The organism is Proteiniphilum sp. (assembly GCF_040307845.1).
GTDB lineage: Bacteria > Bacteroidota > Bacteroidia > Bacteroidales > Dysgonomonadaceae > Proteiniphilum.
On record NZ_JAWRIS010000047.1, the window covers coordinates 1 to 17,626 of the forward strand.

Here is a 17,626-nt window from a genome sequence, read left to right on the forward strand (position 1 = left end):
CCGCTCAATGCCATCCACGATAATCAAAGCGTTTCCATAGCCCCGGATATCAATTGATGCGGCATCGTCTCCGGGAGCACCGCTTCTTTGAACTGCGCGTAATCCGGGGAGTTTTCCTGCTAACGCATTGGTTACGCTGGCCGTTTTGGCACTGGTGATGTCTGAAGCCTGAATGGAAGCAACGGAACCTGTAACAGATGCCCTTCTCTGAATACCATATCCCACAACAACCACTTCATCCAACGCTTGCGTATCTTCTATCAATATCAGGTTGAATTTGGATTTGTCACTTACACTGATAATCTGTTCCAGATAGCCTATATAAGAGATCTGAATTGTGGCATCATTTTCTACCTGAAGAGTAAAATTCCCATCTATATCAGTTACCGTTCCATTGATAGTTCCTACCTCCACAATATTGGTTCCGATAATAGGTTCTCCTTGTTCATCAGTGATTTTTCCGGTAATGGTTTTTCTTTGGGATTGCTGGGATATAGTAGGATCGGATATTCTTTTATTTCTATTTTCAGGAGAAAGAATTATATGGTTCCCTTCCATAGTGTAGTCAATATCCTTATCCTTGAGCAGGGAATTGAGTATTTCTGAAACTGTTTCCTGCTTTCCTCTGACTGATACCCTTTCATTTGTATTTACCTCATTGTTGTAGATAAAAAGATAATCGGTTTGCTTTTCAATTTCGTCCAATACTTCTTTAAGAGTTACATTATGTTTATTCATCGTGACCCTGGCATTTTGAGCAAGCCCCGTTTCTGCCATAACGCAAAAAATACTTGTAAATAATAGGATAATAGTTACTCGCATGATCAATAAAAAATGTTTAATGGGTACTTTTTCGGTTAAATAATTACCCGTTGAGTTGTATTTCTTCATACATTTGTAATTGTTTTAAGTTGATACATAGATAATTTTAGGCTGTGTCGACGAAAACTTCCGATCGGTGAGCGTTGCAGCGCTTGCCGATTTTTTTAGTTTTCTTCTGAGATTAGACATTTTCAAGTGAAAATGTTCTGATAATTCTTTTGTTTATTCCATAGGCATTCTATTTTATAAAATTGTTATTTTATATATACTATTCCCGTTATTTCATCTCTTTCATATGAAAAATGGATACTTTTTTGGAGAACCCTTAAAGCATAGTCCACTCCATCGGATTGCCGGAATTTTCCGGTATAGGTGCGTTGAGGTAAACTACTGTGAGATACTTGTATCCCTACATCGAAATATTTTTCGAGAGACTGTAATATATCTTCAAGTGTTTTGTTATTAAAGGCAATTAAACCGTCTTTCCAGAGATATTTGTCCCTATCTGTAATGGGGGTTACATACAGTTTTCCTTCTTTTAAATAACCTTTTTCATCAGGTTTCAGAGTGGTAAGCTTATGATCATCCTTGTAAATTTCCACACTTCCTTCAAATAGGCTGGTTTCGAAGCCTTTGTATTTGGAATAGGCTTCTACATTGAATGAGGTACCGGTAACCTTGATATCTCCAGAAGCTGTTTTTACCTGAAATGGTTTTTTCGGATCTTTACTTACATTGAAAAACGCTTCTCCATCTAAATAAACCGTCCTCTCTTTTCTGGAAAATTCGGTAGGGTAACGGAATGTACTATTGGCATTCAACCAGATGTCGGTATTGTCTGCAAGGATCAGATGAATGCGTTGCCCGGCAGGAACAACAAGTGTATTATATTCGGGAGTATGTTCCTGTAGCAGCGTGCGTATATAAAGCGTGCTTACAATGAGAAGCGTCATTACAGCCGCTGCAGTACTGATGCTATACCATACAGTAGAGTGTCCTTTCCGGTTTGTTTTTGAGGTATTGGGGGAACTGAGCAATGTTGCATCATATATTTTACGTTCCAGCATAAAGGTTTTCCTGTTTACATCGGAAGCATCCATCCATTGCCTGATCCGTTTCTCCTCCTCTTGGTTCGTGTTGTCCTGAAAAAAACGGTATAATAGTTCTTTATTCATTTTTTTAATTGTGCCGTTGTATTTATATAACAATTCAATAGTCGATTACCCTAAAATAATAGATAATTTTTTTAAAATTATGCTGACTTTGCCATATCCGATTATTTATTTACTTTTGTTGTATATGGCTAAGCTACTCGTTTGAAACAAATAACGAAACAATCTTTTTAATATGTTTATTGCAATTGGTTTTATGGTACTGGGTGGTATCCTGGGATATTTGTTCAGAAAAAGAGAATTCAGGAATATTTCAAAAATTATCACTCTGTTGATTTGGATTCTTCTATTTATTCTTGGACTTGAAGTGGGAGGTAATCCTGAAATATTATCCGGATTGACTAATATCGGTATGGAAGCTCTGATGATTACCCTTGCCGCGGTATTGGGAAGCGCAATGGCTGCGCTTTTGCTCTGGAAGCATATTAATAAAAAGAGAAAAGGTTTTCATGAAAAGTAGTATTATTATTGTTTCCTTTTTTGTTCTGGGCGTATTATTCGGTCATTTAGAAATTATTCCACCCTCGGCTGTCGACAATGATTTGAGTTTTTATGCATTATGTGGTTTGATGTTTTGTGTGGGACTAAGTTTAGGTAACGATTCCAACACGTTGAAGCGTTTCACGAGGATAGACCCGCGGTTTTACCTGCTACCGGTGGCAACCATTGTCGGTACATTATTGGGATGTGCAATAATAAGCCTTCTACTTCCCCAACGGTCGATTCTTGAATCCATGGCAGTGGGGAGCGGTTTTGGTTATTATTCATTATCGAGTATTTTTATAACAGAGTATAAAGGTGCGGAACTGGGTACTATTGCATTACTTTCGAATATACTCCGTGAAATAATGGCTTTGTTGCTTGCCCCACTTTTTGTGAAATATTTTGGCAGACTGGCTCCCATTTCCGTGGGCGGGGCGACGACGATGGATACCACACTTCCCATTATTTTGAAGTTTTCAGGGAAGGAACTGGCTGTTATCTCCGTTTTCCATGGATTCATACTTGATCTTAGCGTGCCTGTTTTAGTTACAATTTTTTGTTCTTTCTAATCGATTGTGTGGTAACAATATCCATATACGGTTTTGTTATCTAAAACAAGATAAAAAGAAGAGGGATAACAGATAAAAAATCTTTCAATGATTCACGTAGCAGGTCAAGGGCTTTTGAGATGTGGTATTCTATGGATTTCTGACTGAGATTCATTTTTTTTGCAATCACACTGTATGAGAATCCTTCGACACGGCTCATCCGGAATATCTGCTGAGTTTTCTTTGGTAATTGATCCAATGTGGAGTCGATGATCTGTTGGATCTCTCCGGAGAAAAGAAAATCGGGATCGCATGCTTCCAACGTACTGATCTTTGTCTGAAGTAACCACTCGGAATGATCCCTGAGTGCTGAGGTTACCCGCTGTTCTATCTGTTGATGCTGCAAATGATTAAGGCATTTATTTTTTACAATGGTTAAGATATAGGCGGGTGGTTTGGTGTCAGGTGGGAGTTGAGGTGAGTTTTCCCAAAATGCCGCGAAAGCTTCCGACACGAAATCCTCTGCCGTCTGTCTCTCTTTCACGTAACCTATTGCAAACCGAATAAAGCGTTCGTGGTATTCGTTGAATAAGCGGTTGAAATTTTGTATGTCGAAAAATGAATCCATCTGCGACCTGACTTTGAGCGGCAAATATAAATAAAACCTTGCAGATTGTGTCTCTCTTTAACAGAATCATTTTTGTCCGGAATAGATTAATTTGCACAGATGATGATTTTTATATAGTTTTGTAATGATGAGGTGAAGAAAGTAAGGAGCGTTTTTTCGGAAGATTTTGAGTAGAAGTTGTTGCTACAGAGTCCTGGAATGTTTTATTCGGTTGTAGAAGGCATAAAAAAGAGACTGAAAGTTCCCAATAAAGTAAAGACAAAAGACTTGGATTGGAAACTGGAACGCATCCATGAACTTGAGAGACACATGTCCCAACAGGATATCCTGCCATTCAAGATTGTGGATGTGAAGGAGTTCGGTTTTTTATCCAAAGTGAAAGGGTTGTTTGCGTATATCTCCTTTCATCGGATGCCATGGAAATATATTCACAGGGATGAATGGATTCATGTGGCCCCTTCGCTGATCGGGAAAAAATTTTATTGTAGGGTCATCCTGCTCGATAAGGATCGTATATCCATCCATTTGGACGGTAATCTTCCTCAATTCAAACAGGCCGAACTGGCCATAGGTGGTTTATATAAAGGTTGGATCATCCACAAAGCAACGTATGGGCTATTTGTTGATATTGGTTACCATTTCAACTGGAGACATGGTTCTATTGTTGGGCTGATGCACAAATCACAATTGAGAGTGCCGGGGGACTTCGACGATATGGAGGCCGGCACAGAAACGGAGGTGATCTATCTGGGCGAAATGATTGAAGGGAAAATTAGTTTCACGCAAGACGAAACTGATGTGGACTGGGCTTTGGGTATCCCTCAGCAGTTGATTGGGAAAAACGTGTGGGTAGAGGTAGGCTCGGATGAAGCTCCCTATGACCGGAAGTTCATGGTGCTGGGTGAGTATAAAGGCAGGCTTATAATCAATAGGATACTATATCCCACGGGACGCAAAAAAACACGCAAGGCAAAGAATGCTTTGGCGGAGGGTGAGATAATTACCTGCGAAGTTATCGGGGTCGATGAAATAAGGAGGATTGTGCAATTGAAATGGCTGCGGAAGAACCTGCCGGAAAAAATACCTCTTCGTGGACATACCATGACGGAATTGCTCGATAGCCATTCCCTGATAAACTTGTTGTGTATCAATGATGAAAATGACTCTACATGCGTGAAAGAAAAAGAGGTGAAAACATGAAAGTTGCAGGACACACTCTCTCTATTCTTTCAGCAATTCTTCAATCATCGCCGCTTTCCTTTCTTGTTCTGTATCTAATTTATTGGCTTTAAGGTCTTTTTTTACTTTCTTATGCCAGTCGTATAACATTTTTTCCATACCTGTGCTATCGCGGGAGGGTGTGCGCTGGTTGTCGGATATAAAATTGATGAGAATAGCATATTTGTTGTTCCATTCATAGGCTCTTTTTTCGATATAGAGGCCGGCGTATTGATTATTTATTCTCTCTATTTCAGCTTTTTGTTCTTCTCCCAGTTTGTCAAAATAAAAACGTTGTGATTTCCACCATCGGTAGAGTAATATTTCTTCTTCGTCTCCGGAAATAGAAAAAGGGAAATGCCAATGGCGCAGTAGAAACTTTTCCAATTGTGCCACTCTTTCACGAAACAAGATGTCGGAGGTGTCTTCTGCTATTTTGGCAGAAACAGAATAACTCTTATCGTTCAGTCCAAATTCTCCTTTCCCGAATCGTATAAAACGTTTTCCGACCCCGTTGTATATTATTGAGAGAACACTTTTTTTATTGGTCTCCGGATAGTGTTGCAAAACATGGTCCGTAATATCCTGGATGGTTTGTGGTGTGTCCCGCTCATTTAAAAAATCAACAATGATATCCCCGATTGAGCCTTGTTTAAAATGCGTCCATTCTTTTAGCATGTAGGTGCTCTTCCTGCCTTTGTGGATAATTTGTTCGTGTTTTGATAAACGATTGCGCAGTTGTGCCGGGGCTGTATATTTGTGTTGGGGAAGTGCTTTTTTAAATTCAGTGAAGATGTCGTTAATATGCATCGGTTCTCCTTGTTGCTTTAATATGTCGTATAGTACGTCCGAGATTTTTTGGGAAGAGACTTGGTGAGATGGGATTACCACACTTCCCGATATCGTAGGCAGGTTAAACTCATATAGCAGTATACCTGTTGCAACTTCTTCTATCTCAGTTATTATTCCATCTCTGAACTTTTTCCATCCGGGAGCCCCCATTAGAAAGGCGCCAAAGCAGTAATATTCTATTAATTTATCCATTCTGTGAATGGATATAAGCTGTGCTATGTAGTCTCTGAATCTGTTAAAATCAAAAAAGTCAATCCGTTCCACAGGAATCAATACACTACTCTTCCAATTCTTCTCTTTCCCCTGGGGAGCAAAGCGTCCCATGTAGGTGTGGGTAGAGTGTGTGAGCAGGGATAGCATTTTCAGAATAAACCGTCGGGTTAAATGGCACTCTTCCTGTTCAATCAGGGCTGAGATACGTTCATCGTCTTGCCATACAATATCGTCTTCCTTTATTGAATGCTGATAAAAAGCCCATTCTTCTTCCATTTGTTGTAGAAAAGGATTATTCTGTGAAAAGAAGTGCTCATATGCTTTATTTTTAATTTGAAAGATTCGTTGATGTGAAAGATTATGTTTCTTGCCCAATTTTTGGATCGTTAGGTATTCTTTATTATCAAGTATGGGGTATGAATGAAGGAGCATATCTACTGCCCGGGTGTCGTCTGATTTTAATTCCTGCTCAAGTATCCAGAACATGGGCATATGTCCCTGTTGTCTATAGAAATCGTACACAAAATCGTGCTCGAACCATTTGCTTTTTTCTATTATTAGCTTCTCCCGTGGAAAATCTTCCTCCGATGAATGTATGATCTTTAGGAGTTCTCTCTCGAACATTCTTTTCAGGTCGACATATTCCGAGAATGTGATCTTCCCCACATTTCGCATTTTCATAATAGCTGTGTCTTTCTCGATTAGGAACCCAAATACAAAATTCAAAAAGTCGATGTCGTTTGTCCTCAACATCCTGGTTACCCTTGTAGAACAAGATGCCACAAGTTCTTTATACTTTTTTTCGGCCAGAAACTTTTTTAGGGACGACAAATAGTCCCACAGTTCGCTAGGCGAAATGAGTCTCTGATGGAGGGTGGCGAGTAAATCATTTTCAATCAACCTTGCCACTTCCGATTTCCTATTATATTTAATGATTTCCTGGGGATCCTCTTTTATTGGCCTGTATCTGTTTTCAACGCTTTCCGGTTGAGAAACTGCTTCTTTACATAGCGATTCTAATTCCAGCGATACCTTGGGCTCTGCTTTTCGAAGCTCCATAAAAGATTTCCCACTCTGATAATACGCCATAATATCGTAAAGGGTGTATAGTTCGGCATAAGCACAACAATTGAGTGTACGCATTGAGAAGGCCATGTTTTCGTACAGGTCTCGGATGGAGATTTTCTTTAATGATTCTTTTATCATCGTAACTTTAATCAAAATATAAGGTTATGAAAAATAAGATTTATCCGTTGATTTTCAAAGATAGATAAATTATATTATAATGGAAACGGTAAGAGTATTATTTTTTATGTAATCCCATTTTTTTAATCATCCTGGAGTGATAAAATTGAGGAGAAAATATTTTTTCTATACAGTTAATTGCTATATTTGTAGAATCTAATATGCGCCTCAGGTAAGTTCAAACAAGTTTGGCTCACCATTCGGCTTTTGTTATATTTGTGATTGAATGGGAAATGAAAAAAGTGAAAAGTGAAGGATGAAAAATGGATAATGGAAACTAAGAACTAAGAGATGTAAATAGTGAATACTAAAATCAGGATAAATATATTGACGGTTTTTTTCTTCGTCCTCTCTGTTATTTTGGCGATCTTGCTGCTGGCAGGTAATAAAAAGGCGGAGAAAGAGAGAGGGTATGACAGTTCATCGGTGATGAATCGTATTTCTTATATGCAGGAACTGGCATTGGTAAGGTATAACTATACGGGAGTTATCAGTTACAAAGATTACCGTAAATTTTTGAATGTCAATGTTCCTTTGACTGATAAGTATTTTCTGCTGAAATATAACGGATATATCAAAGCGGGAGTGGATTTTAACCGGATAAAGGTAAATGTAGATAACGATACCACCGTGCATATTTCGATCCCCAAACCTAAAATACTGGATACGGTAATCGATGAAAAGTCGATACAGGTATATAACGAAAGCGAGAACGCCTTTAATCCAATTAAAATATCAGATTATAACGAAGCGATTTCACAGGAGAAAAATGTGATAGTCCGGGATGCTATTGATCAGGGAATCTACAGACAGGCAACTGACGAGGCAAAACTGGCGATTACTTCACTTCTGAAAGAGATGGGATTCACGGATATACATATTACCGAAGAACTGCTTATGCCACCACTGCATTGAGGTGGAAAAGTGGTTCTTTACTCTTTATTCTGTAAAAATATGAAATTCACGATCAGGTTATACCTCTATTGGGTATCTATTTTTCTTACTTTCTTTATGGGAGTTGTTCTTGTAGTATACTTCCTATGGGGAGTATGGGGAGATCTTCCACAGATGGGTTTGGTATTCTTTATTGTGGGGATGATACCGCCGGCAATCCTGACCCTTTTTCTCGCAAAGAGACTCGATTATATGGAGTCGGATGACACGAATCCTCCTTCTTTTTCCGGGCAAAAAACCGAACTGTTCCATTTTAAGGGACGTACCGAACAGCCTTTCGATGAGGTGATGCAACGGGTAGACCGACAATGGATCATCTCTTATTCAGATAGGAAAAAGGGTATATTGAAGTTCAGGACTGATGCGAGAATGGCCGCCTGGGGACTGGGTGGATACATGAAAATGGAGGATAAGGAGTCCATCCTTGTGATTGTCTATCCGATACGGCCCCGATCCAAAAGAGAAAGATTGATGGTAGAGCAATTATTGCTACTTATGAAATCGGTGCTTGGTTGTGCGGAAAGCCCTCGCAATACTTAATCACCTCTTCATTCACGAACCGGACAAAGTCATTATGCTGCTCTTTGGTGATCATGTTCGGATAACTTAATATCAGTAATTCCTGAGGATCTGCTTCAAGACGATAGGGCAGATGCATAAACCGATAAGGAGTAAGCGTGTAACCTGCCCGTTCGTAAAATTGTAACCGGCGTACCGATAGTTCGTTGATGAGGGGATCGATTTCGAGAATGATAGTATGCTTAGAGTCACGTAAATACCTTAACATTTGTGACCCAAAGCTTTGCCCCCGGAGCTTCGTGTTAACAGCAAGGTACTCCAGATAACGATAGGAATCCCATTCCCAGAAGAACATCAGTCCGATCAACTCCTGCCCCTCCCATGCCGACAAAGGAAAGAACCGTTCATCAGCATAAGCCCGTAAATGATCGTCCTTCTTGCGCCTTTCCGCTAAAGGAAAACTCTCTTCATATAATTTCCAGACACTGTTCCACCGTTCTGTATCGTTAGGATCAATCCGCAAGTATTCCATTGATAAGCCTCTTATTCTGATTATGGCAGCAAAGATACCATAATCCTTTCAAAGATGAAAAAACAAGTGACGGCAGTTTTGTCTTTCTGAGATAATCAATTGTATTGTTCACGCGATTTGTCATACCAGCCGACTTAAAGGAAATTAATCCACCCATGGATGACCATATAAAATAATTTTGGATGATATGTTAGTAAGAAAAAGACAATAAACAAATTTCCTGTACTTTTGTTTGTTTAATTGGCATTTATTGATTTTGTACCTCCATGTCAATTTAGTATCTTTTGTTTTTGAGGAATTGTAAATAAATGACTTAAAAGAAGTCTTTAAGTTCTGTGTCGAAATGAAAAAGCAAAAAGAAGAGACAATTTTCACCGAACACTTTCGCGCATTTTACCTGCAACACGCAGGGGAACTGATTTTTTTTGCCCGTAAGTTTGTAGATATCTACACGGCAGAAGATATTGTGCACGATATTTTTTTAAAGATATGGGATAAGAGATCGACAATCATTGTGGAAGAAAATGTTAGAAATTACCTTTTGTCTGCGGTTCAACATGCCTGTTATGATCACTTGAAACATCAACAGATACAAGATACCTTTATGAATAAAGTCGTCCAACAACTTAAACTGGACGAATTAAAACAGAATGAATCAATAAAAGACCATTGGTGGGATAAAGAAAAAATAGAAGCCGTGTATGCATCTATTGAGAAATTACCATCCAAACGCAGGGATATTTTTAAAAAAGCCTACCTCGAAGGACAAAAACACACCGATATTGCCGAAGAATTGGACATTTCGGTCAGAACAGTAGAGACTCACGTTTATAAAGCGCTGAAATTTCTTCGAAACAGCTTGATCACGTTTCTTCTTTTAGTATGATTTTTTATGCCTGCAATGAAATTTTCAGAAATAATACGTAGTATTCTTTTAACAATCGTGTATATAATATACTTAGGAATATCCTAAATTTAGCAAAACATTGCAATTGCTGCATCGAGCCCTAAAGACTTGTTATATTCAAGTGAGTTACAAAGGGAAGTGAAATAGTTTGACGAAAAGATATAACCAATGAATAACGAAATTCCGGTAATAGTAGTACGTGTACTTCAGGGAAACCAGACGGAGGAGGATATACGTATTTTTTTGCAGTGGTATCGTAGTTCGCAGGAGAATAAAGATATTTTCTTTCAGTTAAAACATATCCATGATCTTCGCAAGGGTGGCTTGAAACCCGACGGAATAGAAGTGGAGGCAAGCTGGGATCGTTTATGGGTAAAACTTAAAAAACAATCAATAACAGATTTGGCGTTGCCCGAAGCGGTTCGGAACAGACGTTATTCCGGCATTTTGAAATTTACCGTTGCGGCGGCAATCGCCGCTGTGCTGGTCGTAGCGGGTATTTATATCTTCTACAAAGGAGAAGATCGGATAGAGTGGATTGAAGTCAGCACCGGAGTCGGAAGCATGCCGCAGACTATTATGTTGTCCGATGGTTCCATCGTTCGCTTGAATTCTTCTTCCATGCTTCGTTACCCGGAAAAATTCAATAGCAGCAACCGCGAAGTCCATTTGGATGGAGAGGCTTATTTTAGTGTGAAGGAAGATCAAGCACATACCTTTGTCGTCCATACCGATAAACAGTCGGTCAATGTGCTGGGAACCGAGTTCAATGTCCTTGCTTACTCTTCCGACCCCTATACGATTACAACACTTGTAACAGGGAGAGTGAAGTTGGACACCTATGATGACGAGAATAATCTGAAAATTGAAATTGTGATGCAACCCAACCAGCAGGCCTATTTTGATAAAGAGTTTCAGCAAACGACTTTGTCGGAAGTAAACTCTCAGGATGCTATCTCGTGGATGAAAGGAATTTATTCTTTTAGAGATGCGCCGTTGGAAGAGATAACCCGGCGATTCGAAAAAATTTATGGTGTCACCATTATTATACCGGATGAAATGAACAGACAAGAAAAATACACTGGCAAGTTCTTTGCCCATCAAGACATCCGGGAAATCGTGAATGTGCTTAATTTCAAAGGCCAATTCCGGTTACAATTCCATGCTGATACGATTCTCCTTGGAAAGAGATAATTGATATAATTTTAAGTGAATCAATAACATCTAAAAATAAATGCCTATGGAAAAAGAGTAAGATATCACAAAAGAGCCAGGAAACTGCGCCAACAGTATCCCGGCCCAATTCGTTTTCAATTCATTAAACACCTCTATTGTCTCGCAAACAACAGTGAAATATTATTTCTTAATTTATTAAAAACATGCAAAGATATGAATAAATCAACAGACTCCCATAGACTTATATGGAGAAAAACACCATTAACCGTGATGTTCCTTTTTGTCTTTCTGATGACCGGAAATCTGAACGGTTTTGCCGGTGATTATGCCCAAAATGAAAGACTGTCGGTAAAGGTGCGACAGGCAACCTTCGATGAAATCGTGTCTGCCATCGAGAAGCAGTCAGATTTTGTGTTTTTTTATAAAAGCAGTGATGTGGACCGTACCATTCACTATGATGTAGATCTGGAAAACCGGAATATCCATGAGATACTGGATCAACTAATGGAGAACTCTTCTCTTACCTATCGGATCTCCGGAAGATATATTTTTATTGATAAGAAAGAGATCAGAAAAGATAACGAGGCGGTGAATAAGAAGAATGACGTGCTTCAGCAGAGAAAGCAGATCACCGGGACAATTATTGACGCCCAGGGAGAGCCTATCATTGGAGCCAACATCATTGAACAGGGTACAAATAATGGTACCGTTACCGATATAGACGGACATTTTTCGTTATTGGTAGAGAATGAAAACGCTATCATCCGGATTTCTTATATTGGTTATATAGAGCAGGAAATCAATATTACCGGAAGGAACTCATTTAATGTTGTGCTCAGGGAGGATACACAGTCGTTGGACGAGTTGGTCGTTGTGGGTTATGGTACCATGCGTAAATCGGACGTAACGGGTTCCATTTCTACCGCAAAAGGTACCGATATTATCAAAAACCAGTCGTTTAACGCATTGGAGGGTTTGAAAGGTAAAGCTGCCGGTGTGAATATTTTCTCAAATACTGGTCAACCCGGTGGGGAAATGCGTGTCATTATCCGTGGTATTTCTACCATCAATGCATCCGCCAGCCCATTGTATGTGGTGGATGGAGTGGTGATGGAGAATTTCCAATTCCTGAATCCGAATGATATTGAATCGATCGAGGTGTTGAAAGATGCTTCTTCCGCCGCTATTTATGGTGCTCGTGGAGCCAATGGTGTGGTACTGGTAACCACCAGACGTGGAGGAGATACCGGATCGCGTGCACGTATTTCTTACGCTGGTTCTATGTCTGTCAGTACCATGGCGAGATATATGGACGTGATGGACTCCAATGAATGGATGGCTGCATTCAAACAGGGTTTGGAAAATGCCAATGCCTGGCAGGGCAGGAACTTCGATACAGACCTGTCAAAGATCTTTACTGATCCACGTTTGTTCAATGCTGATGGCTCCCCCATATACAATACAGACTGGCAGAGAGAGGCATCCCGTACCGCTCTTTCCCATAATCATCAGATAAGTATCCAGCGTGGTGATAAGGAATCATCGATAGGAGCATTCTTAAATTATACCGATCAACAAGGTGTTTTGCATAATTCTTATATGAAGCGTTTGAATGCCAAACTGGCGTATGATGACAAACCCACTAAATGGTTATCGACCGGTGTAAATTTATTGGTAAACCACTCCTGGGGAAATAGAACGTCCGATAATCCATACGGCCAAGGTGCATTGCGTACTATGGTGGAACAGTTACCCTTCCTTCCTGTGCAAATCGATGGTGTATATATGCAAACAAGTGATGTGGGAACAACTCCTATCCTCAGGGATAAAGATAATCCTAACAGTGGAACCCAAAGTTTTAGTCCTGAAGGTGTAGGTAATCCGGTTGAATTATTGAAACGCCTTGAAGGTACGTCGTATAGGACGCAAATTTTTGGTAACGCGGCATTGACTTTCCATCTTACCAAAGACCTGGAGTTAAAAACACAGTTCGGTGTCGATTATCATAATAACCGCAATCGGTCATATACCCCATTTTATCCCCGTCCTTTACTCAATCAGAGTGCCCCTGAGGGGTATGCCGCGGCTTCCACTTCAAGTACAATCTATTGGCAGGAAGAGACTTATCTGACCTATAATAAGCTTTTAGATAAGCACTCTATCAATGCTATGGCCGGCCTCTCCTGGCAAGAGCGTGATTATACCTATTTCAATGCTAATCAAAAGGGATTTGTCGATGATTATTATGGATACTACAATTTAGGGAAAGGTGTCGATCGTCCGAATGTCGGCAGTGATCACGACAGATGGAGGATGAATTCTTATTTCCTTCGGGCGGCTTACTCTTATGATAGTAAGTATATGGCTACTATAACAGGACGTTACGACGGTTCATCCAAATTTGGAGAAAATAATAAATACGCGTTCTTCCCTTCAATCGGTTTGGGGTGGATGGCCTCCAATGAAGATTTCCTGATCGATAACCGTGTGATTAGCCGATTGAAGCCTCATGCTTCTTTTGGGATAACGGGTAATTCTGAAATAGGAACATATAGATCGTTGGCATTAGTAAGCCAAAATTCAACCAGTGTTATTATTGGTGATGAGTTACAAGTCGTGTCCTATTTGGATAATATGCCCAATCCGGATTTAAAATGGGAGAAAACAAGACAATTTGATGTGGGTGTGGACCTTGGGTTGTTCAATAATCGACTCAACTTGGAAGCTTCCTACTATTATAAATATACTACTGATTTGTTGTTGAGTCGGCCTGTCCCTGAATCAACCGGATATACAGATATGACCGATAACATTGGAGAGGTTTCCAACCACGGATTGGATTTTCTTATCAACGCATATCCTGTCCAGACAAATGACTTCCAGTGGAACAGCACCTTTAATCTGAGTTTTAATAAAAACCGGGTAGAGAAATTAGACGAGAGTTCCTCTGTTGATCCGGTTACCGGAAAGCGTCAAATTCTAACTGACGGCTTTGTCGGCTATGAAATGCTGATCCGTGAAGGAGAAGAACTTTCCACTTTCTATGGATATAAGCGTGCCGGTATCTATGACGGTGTTCCTGCAAACTGGGATTCTGAAACAATGAATGTGCCTTCCACCATCGGTGAGAAAGTGACCTATAAGCAACGCCAGATTCTTGGTAACGGTCTACCCGACTGGATGGGATCATTTATCAATACGTTTAATTATAAAGGGTTTGACCTGACGCTTGACCTCCAATTTTCATGGGGGGCTGATATCATGCAGGAGTTTTTCCATTCGACTGAAGCGCGCTTCCTGACAAATGGAATTGACCGGATTTACCAGGAAGCATGGCATCCTCAACTCAACCCGGATGGAAAATCTCAAGCCTTACGTTTGAATAATTTTGGTCAGGGTGCTAATAACCAGGCAGATGATACCTGGGTGGTAGATGGCTCATATCTGCGTGCCAATTTGATCCAATTGGGATATACATTCAAGCCGGAATTGCTGCGAAAAACAGGGATTTCTGCGCTGCGTCTGTATGGAAGTGTGAACAACGCTTTCCTGATCACTTCGTCTGATTATTTGGGTTACGATCCGGATAACTCTACCCGTTTGGGTGACAACAAGTGGGGAGCTAACCGTCAGTTTTTTACTTATCCGCGTCCGAGAACATTTACTCTCGGTTTGAATGTAACATTTTAATCAATGGGAATAAATCAACAATGAAATAAATAAATTTAATCATATGAAATTGAATAAAATATATATAATCATCCTTTGCATCATATCACTATCCTTGGTGACCAGTTCATGTGATGATTTTTTGGAAGAAAAACCCCAGGATGCGAAAGGTACCGACCAGTTTTGGGCCACTGAGGCTGATGCACAGACAGCTGTGAACGCGCTTTATTACGGAGGGGTTCCCTATTTGAATGCCACGCATGTGGATGGCGGATGGACTCCTAAAGCTACGATGTGGGGTGGTGTGATGTCAGGTTTATTTGTCGATAAACGTAAAGACAGGACATTTACGACTGCGTCGGAAGGCGCTAATTTTAACATAGAAGCTTTCGATCGCACTGCTTACTTGTTGTGGCATGAGTTTTATAAAGGCATTTCGCGTGCCAATTTCGTGATCGCCAATATCCCGACAATGACAGAAGTGCTGTCTGCCGGTCAGATTGAGAATTTTACGGCACAGGGTAAATTCTTCCGGGCGTATGCCTATTTTTATTTGGTAAAAGAATTTGGCGGTGTGCCTTATATTGACTTTCCTTATACTTCTACCGAAGGCATGTATGTGGAACGTATGCCTGCAGAAGATGTATATAAAAAGATTGAACAAGATTTACTTGATATTGTAGATGGGGATGGATTGCCTAATGTCGCATTTTATAATAATGGTTGTTATGTCACTAAACCGATGGCACAAACTTTATTGGCACAGGTATATTTGCAATGGGCCGGCGCACCGGTCAATGGCGGGACTGAGTACTACACCAAAGCTGTCAATATGGCTAAGAATGTGATCAATGGGGGACAACATGCTTTGATTCACCCGGAAGGCACTACAAGTGATCTTAATTCAGCATTCAACGTCATTAAGACAACAAAATCTTCCAATGAGATTATCTTTGCCAAAGAATATAACTACACTAAATTCAACGTAGGCAATGATTATTCCCGGCTTTCACTCGGTGCGGATGCTTTCCAGTGGAATGATGCTAATAATAGGAAGGTTTTCAGTCCTCCGGGGGATGTGCTGTATCTTCCGTATCTGCCCTGTGATATGTTATTGGATAGTTATCACCCCAGTGATATTCGCGGACAAGAAAAGCAGTTTTTCTTCTGGGAGTATACTGATGCCACAAACAAATCTCATCAAATGTCTGATGTAGGAATCTGGGCATGGTTTGATGAAGCCGCTTTGGTTGAAGGGCGTTCCGGGGACTATAATATGCCTACATTCCGTTATGCCGAGGTGCTGTTGATTGCTGCAGAAGGCCTTGCGCGGACAGGAAGTGAAGGCGATGCCAGGGGCTATCTTAACCAGGTGCGTAAACGTGCCGGATTATCCGATGAAACGGCGAGCGGCGATGCATTGATACAAGCTATCCTGACCGAGCGTTTTCATGAGTTTCCATTAGAATTCAAGATTTGGGATGATATCCGCCGTACCCGTTTATACCCGGAGGAAGATGGAGCCCAGTCAGGTACGTTGAAATGGGTTCCGCTGGCATCGGCAAAAATCCAAAACAAACCGGAAGGAGTGATTGTAGTAGGGAAAATCCCCGAATATGCTTTGTTATGGCCGATTCCATTACGAGAGATGCAGGCCAACAAAGCATTGGAAGGCCACCAAAATCCGGGATGGAATTAAGGAAGAGATGATCCCTTCTGTAAAACGAAGGTGTCTGATATAATTGAAAGGGGAAGCTGTCTCAAAACGAGGTGGCTTTCTTTTTGGAATACTTAGATGTAGTATAATCGATAGATTGATCCTTTCGATATCTTTTATATATCAATGGGAACTAACGTTAAAAAAACGGCAAATAGTTGAGTTTTTATTTAAGAAGCTTAAATTTGCAGATGTAATTAATATATCAATGAAGTCGCAACATACTGTATCCAATATAGATCCAGCTTCTTTCCGGATTATCTATGACCTGTATTTTGAGCCGGTATGTGTGTTTCTCTCTTATTATACCAGGGATGTAGCTGCCATTGAGGATGTCGTACAGGATGTTTTTGTCAGTTTGTGGGAACATAAAGAATATTTGGAAATTCAATATCTGAAAACCTACCTTTACAATGCAGCCCGTAACCGGATGCTGAACTACCTTCGAAACAGGGAAAACAGGATTGCTTTACTTGCTGAATGGATAAAGGAGAACGAAACGGTGGAAGCAAGTCCGGACTGCTATGATATGGAGGAATTCTCCGTGATATTGAGAAAAGCTGTGAATATGTTGCCTGACCGGTGCAAGGAAATATTTATCCTGAGTAAAGAACAGAAACTAACCTATCAACAAATAGCGGATTATTACCATATCTCATTAAAGACAGTAGAAAGCCAAATGGCAATTGCCTTAAAACGAATACGCAAGTATATCGCTTCTTTTTTAGCCTAAGTGTTTCGTTGTGATTTTGTGTTATAAAACATATTTTTAGCCTTAAATAAAATAAATTTACTTTAGGGGTATTTTATTTCTCAGGGGTCTATACTATAAATAAGTTCCTATGTTTAAACTTGGAAAAGACGGATAGGTAGTCCAGTAAAAAAGCTATATCATTTTAGTTAACTTTGTTTTGGAGATAACAATCTTAACTTAAACAATATAGCTTATGAATACAGGACAAAGTAACAAA

At 40.0% G+C, this 17,626-nt stretch carries 15 protein-coding genes; 10 read left to right on the forward strand and 5 right to left on the reverse strand.

Going from position 1 to position 17,626, the window contains the following annotated elements:
* Positions 1 to 777 (reverse strand): DUF4974 domain-containing protein (locus tag ABV001_RS11745; protein ID WP_352422984.1); only part of this gene is annotated, 777 nt, incomplete at its 3' end.
* 299 nt (positions 778 to 1,076) lie between these two features.
* Complete coding sequence (locus ABV001_RS11750) at positions 1,077 to 1,997, reverse strand: FecR family protein (RefSeq protein ID WP_352422985.1); 921 nt, start codon at positions 1,995 to 1,997, stop codon at positions 1,077 to 1,079.
* A gap of 172 nt (positions 1,998 to 2,169) precedes the next feature.
* On the opposite strand from ABV001_RS11750, the gene ABV001_RS11755 reads away from it, so the two are divergent.
* Positions 2,170 to 2,454: a LysO family transporter gene (locus ABV001_RS11755; protein ID WP_352422986.1), complete on the forward strand. Its 285-nt coding sequence runs from the start codon at positions 2,170 to 2,172 to the stop codon at positions 2,452 to 2,454.
* Positions 2,444 to 3,046 (forward strand): LysO family transporter, encoded by a 603-nt coding sequence (locus ABV001_RS11760; RefSeq protein ID WP_352422987.1) that lies wholly within the window; start codon positions 2,444 to 2,446, stop codon positions 3,044 to 3,046. Before ABV001_RS11755 ends, ABV001_RS11760 begins: the two co-directional genes overlap by 11 nt.
* A 40-nt stretch (positions 3,047 to 3,086) precedes the next feature.
* On the opposite strand, the gene ABV001_RS11765 is transcribed toward ABV001_RS11760, so the two are convergent.
* On the reverse strand, positions 3,087 to 3,653 hold the full coding sequence (locus ABV001_RS11765) for an RNA polymerase sigma-70 factor (RefSeq protein ID WP_352422988.1): 567 nt from the start codon (positions 3,651 to 3,653) through the stop codon (positions 3,087 to 3,089).
* A gap of 198 nt (positions 3,654 to 3,851) precedes the next feature.
* Here ABV001_RS11765 and ABV001_RS11770 point away from each other — a divergent pair, with 198 nt between their 5' ends.
* Positions 3,852 to 4,853, forward strand: coding sequence for a hypothetical protein (locus ABV001_RS11770; protein ID WP_352422989.1), 1,002 nt, complete (start codon positions 3,852 to 3,854; stop codon positions 4,851 to 4,853).
* A 21-nt stretch (positions 4,854 to 4,874) separates the two neighbouring features.
* Here the strand turns inward: ABV001_RS11770 and ABV001_RS11775 are convergent, their stop codons facing one another.
* On the reverse strand, positions 4,875 to 7,142 hold the full coding sequence (locus tag ABV001_RS11775) for a hypothetical protein (protein ID WP_352422990.1): 2,268 nt from the start codon (positions 7,140 to 7,142) through the stop codon (positions 4,875 to 4,877).
* A gap of 339 nt (positions 7,143 to 7,481) precedes the next feature.
* On the opposite strand from ABV001_RS11775, the gene ABV001_RS11780 reads away from it, so the two are divergent.
* Positions 7,482 to 8,096: a DUF4230 domain-containing protein gene (locus tag ABV001_RS11780; RefSeq protein WP_352422991.1), complete on the forward strand. Its 615-nt coding sequence runs from the start codon at positions 7,482 to 7,484 to the stop codon at positions 8,094 to 8,096.
* A gap of 39 nt (positions 8,097 to 8,135) precedes the next feature.
* Positions 8,136 to 8,675 (forward strand): hypothetical protein, encoded by a 540-nt coding sequence (locus tag ABV001_RS11785; protein ID WP_352422992.1) that lies wholly within the window; start codon positions 8,136 to 8,138, stop codon positions 8,673 to 8,675.
* On the opposite strand, the gene ABV001_RS11790 is transcribed toward ABV001_RS11785, so the two are convergent.
* Entirely contained in the window at positions 8,629 to 9,186 is a 558-nt protein-coding gene (locus ABV001_RS11790) for a GNAT family N-acetyltransferase (RefSeq protein ID WP_352422993.1), read from the reverse strand. The two genes, ABV001_RS11785 and ABV001_RS11790, sit on opposite strands and share 47 nt — an antisense overlap.
* Before the next feature lie 343 nt (positions 9,187 to 9,529).
* On the opposite strand from ABV001_RS11790, the gene ABV001_RS11795 reads away from it, so the two are divergent.
* The 5 genes from ABV001_RS11795 to ABV001_RS11815 all read left to right on the forward strand — a co-directional run bounded on the left by ABV001_RS11795 (position 9,530) and on the right by ABV001_RS11815 (position 17,388).
* On the forward strand, positions 9,530 to 10,072 hold the full coding sequence (locus tag ABV001_RS11795) for an RNA polymerase sigma-70 factor (RefSeq protein WP_352422994.1): 543 nt from the start codon (positions 9,530 to 9,532) through the stop codon (positions 10,070 to 10,072).
* A gap of 189 nt (positions 10,073 to 10,261) precedes the next feature.
* Positions 10,262 to 11,287, forward strand: coding sequence for a FecR domain-containing protein (locus ABV001_RS11800; protein ID WP_352422995.1), 1,026 nt, complete (start codon positions 10,262 to 10,264; stop codon positions 11,285 to 11,287).
* Between the two features lie 195 nt (positions 11,288 to 11,482).
* Positions 11,483 to 14,959: a SusC/RagA family TonB-linked outer membrane protein gene (locus ABV001_RS11805; RefSeq protein WP_352422996.1), complete on the forward strand. Its 3,477-nt coding sequence runs from the start codon at positions 11,483 to 11,485 to the stop codon at positions 14,957 to 14,959.
* Positions 14,960 to 15,002: 43 nt separating this feature from the next.
* Positions 15,003 to 16,637, forward strand: coding sequence for a RagB/SusD family nutrient uptake outer membrane protein (locus ABV001_RS11810; protein WP_352422997.1), 1,635 nt, complete (start codon positions 15,003 to 15,005; stop codon positions 16,635 to 16,637).
* A 226-nt stretch (positions 16,638 to 16,863) separates the two neighbouring features.
* Positions 16,864 to 17,388, forward strand: a complete 525-nt coding sequence (locus ABV001_RS11815) for an RNA polymerase sigma-70 factor (RefSeq protein ID WP_352422998.1) — start codon at positions 16,864 to 16,866, stop codon at positions 17,386 to 17,388.
* Positions 17,389 to 17,626 lie beyond the last annotated feature (238 nt).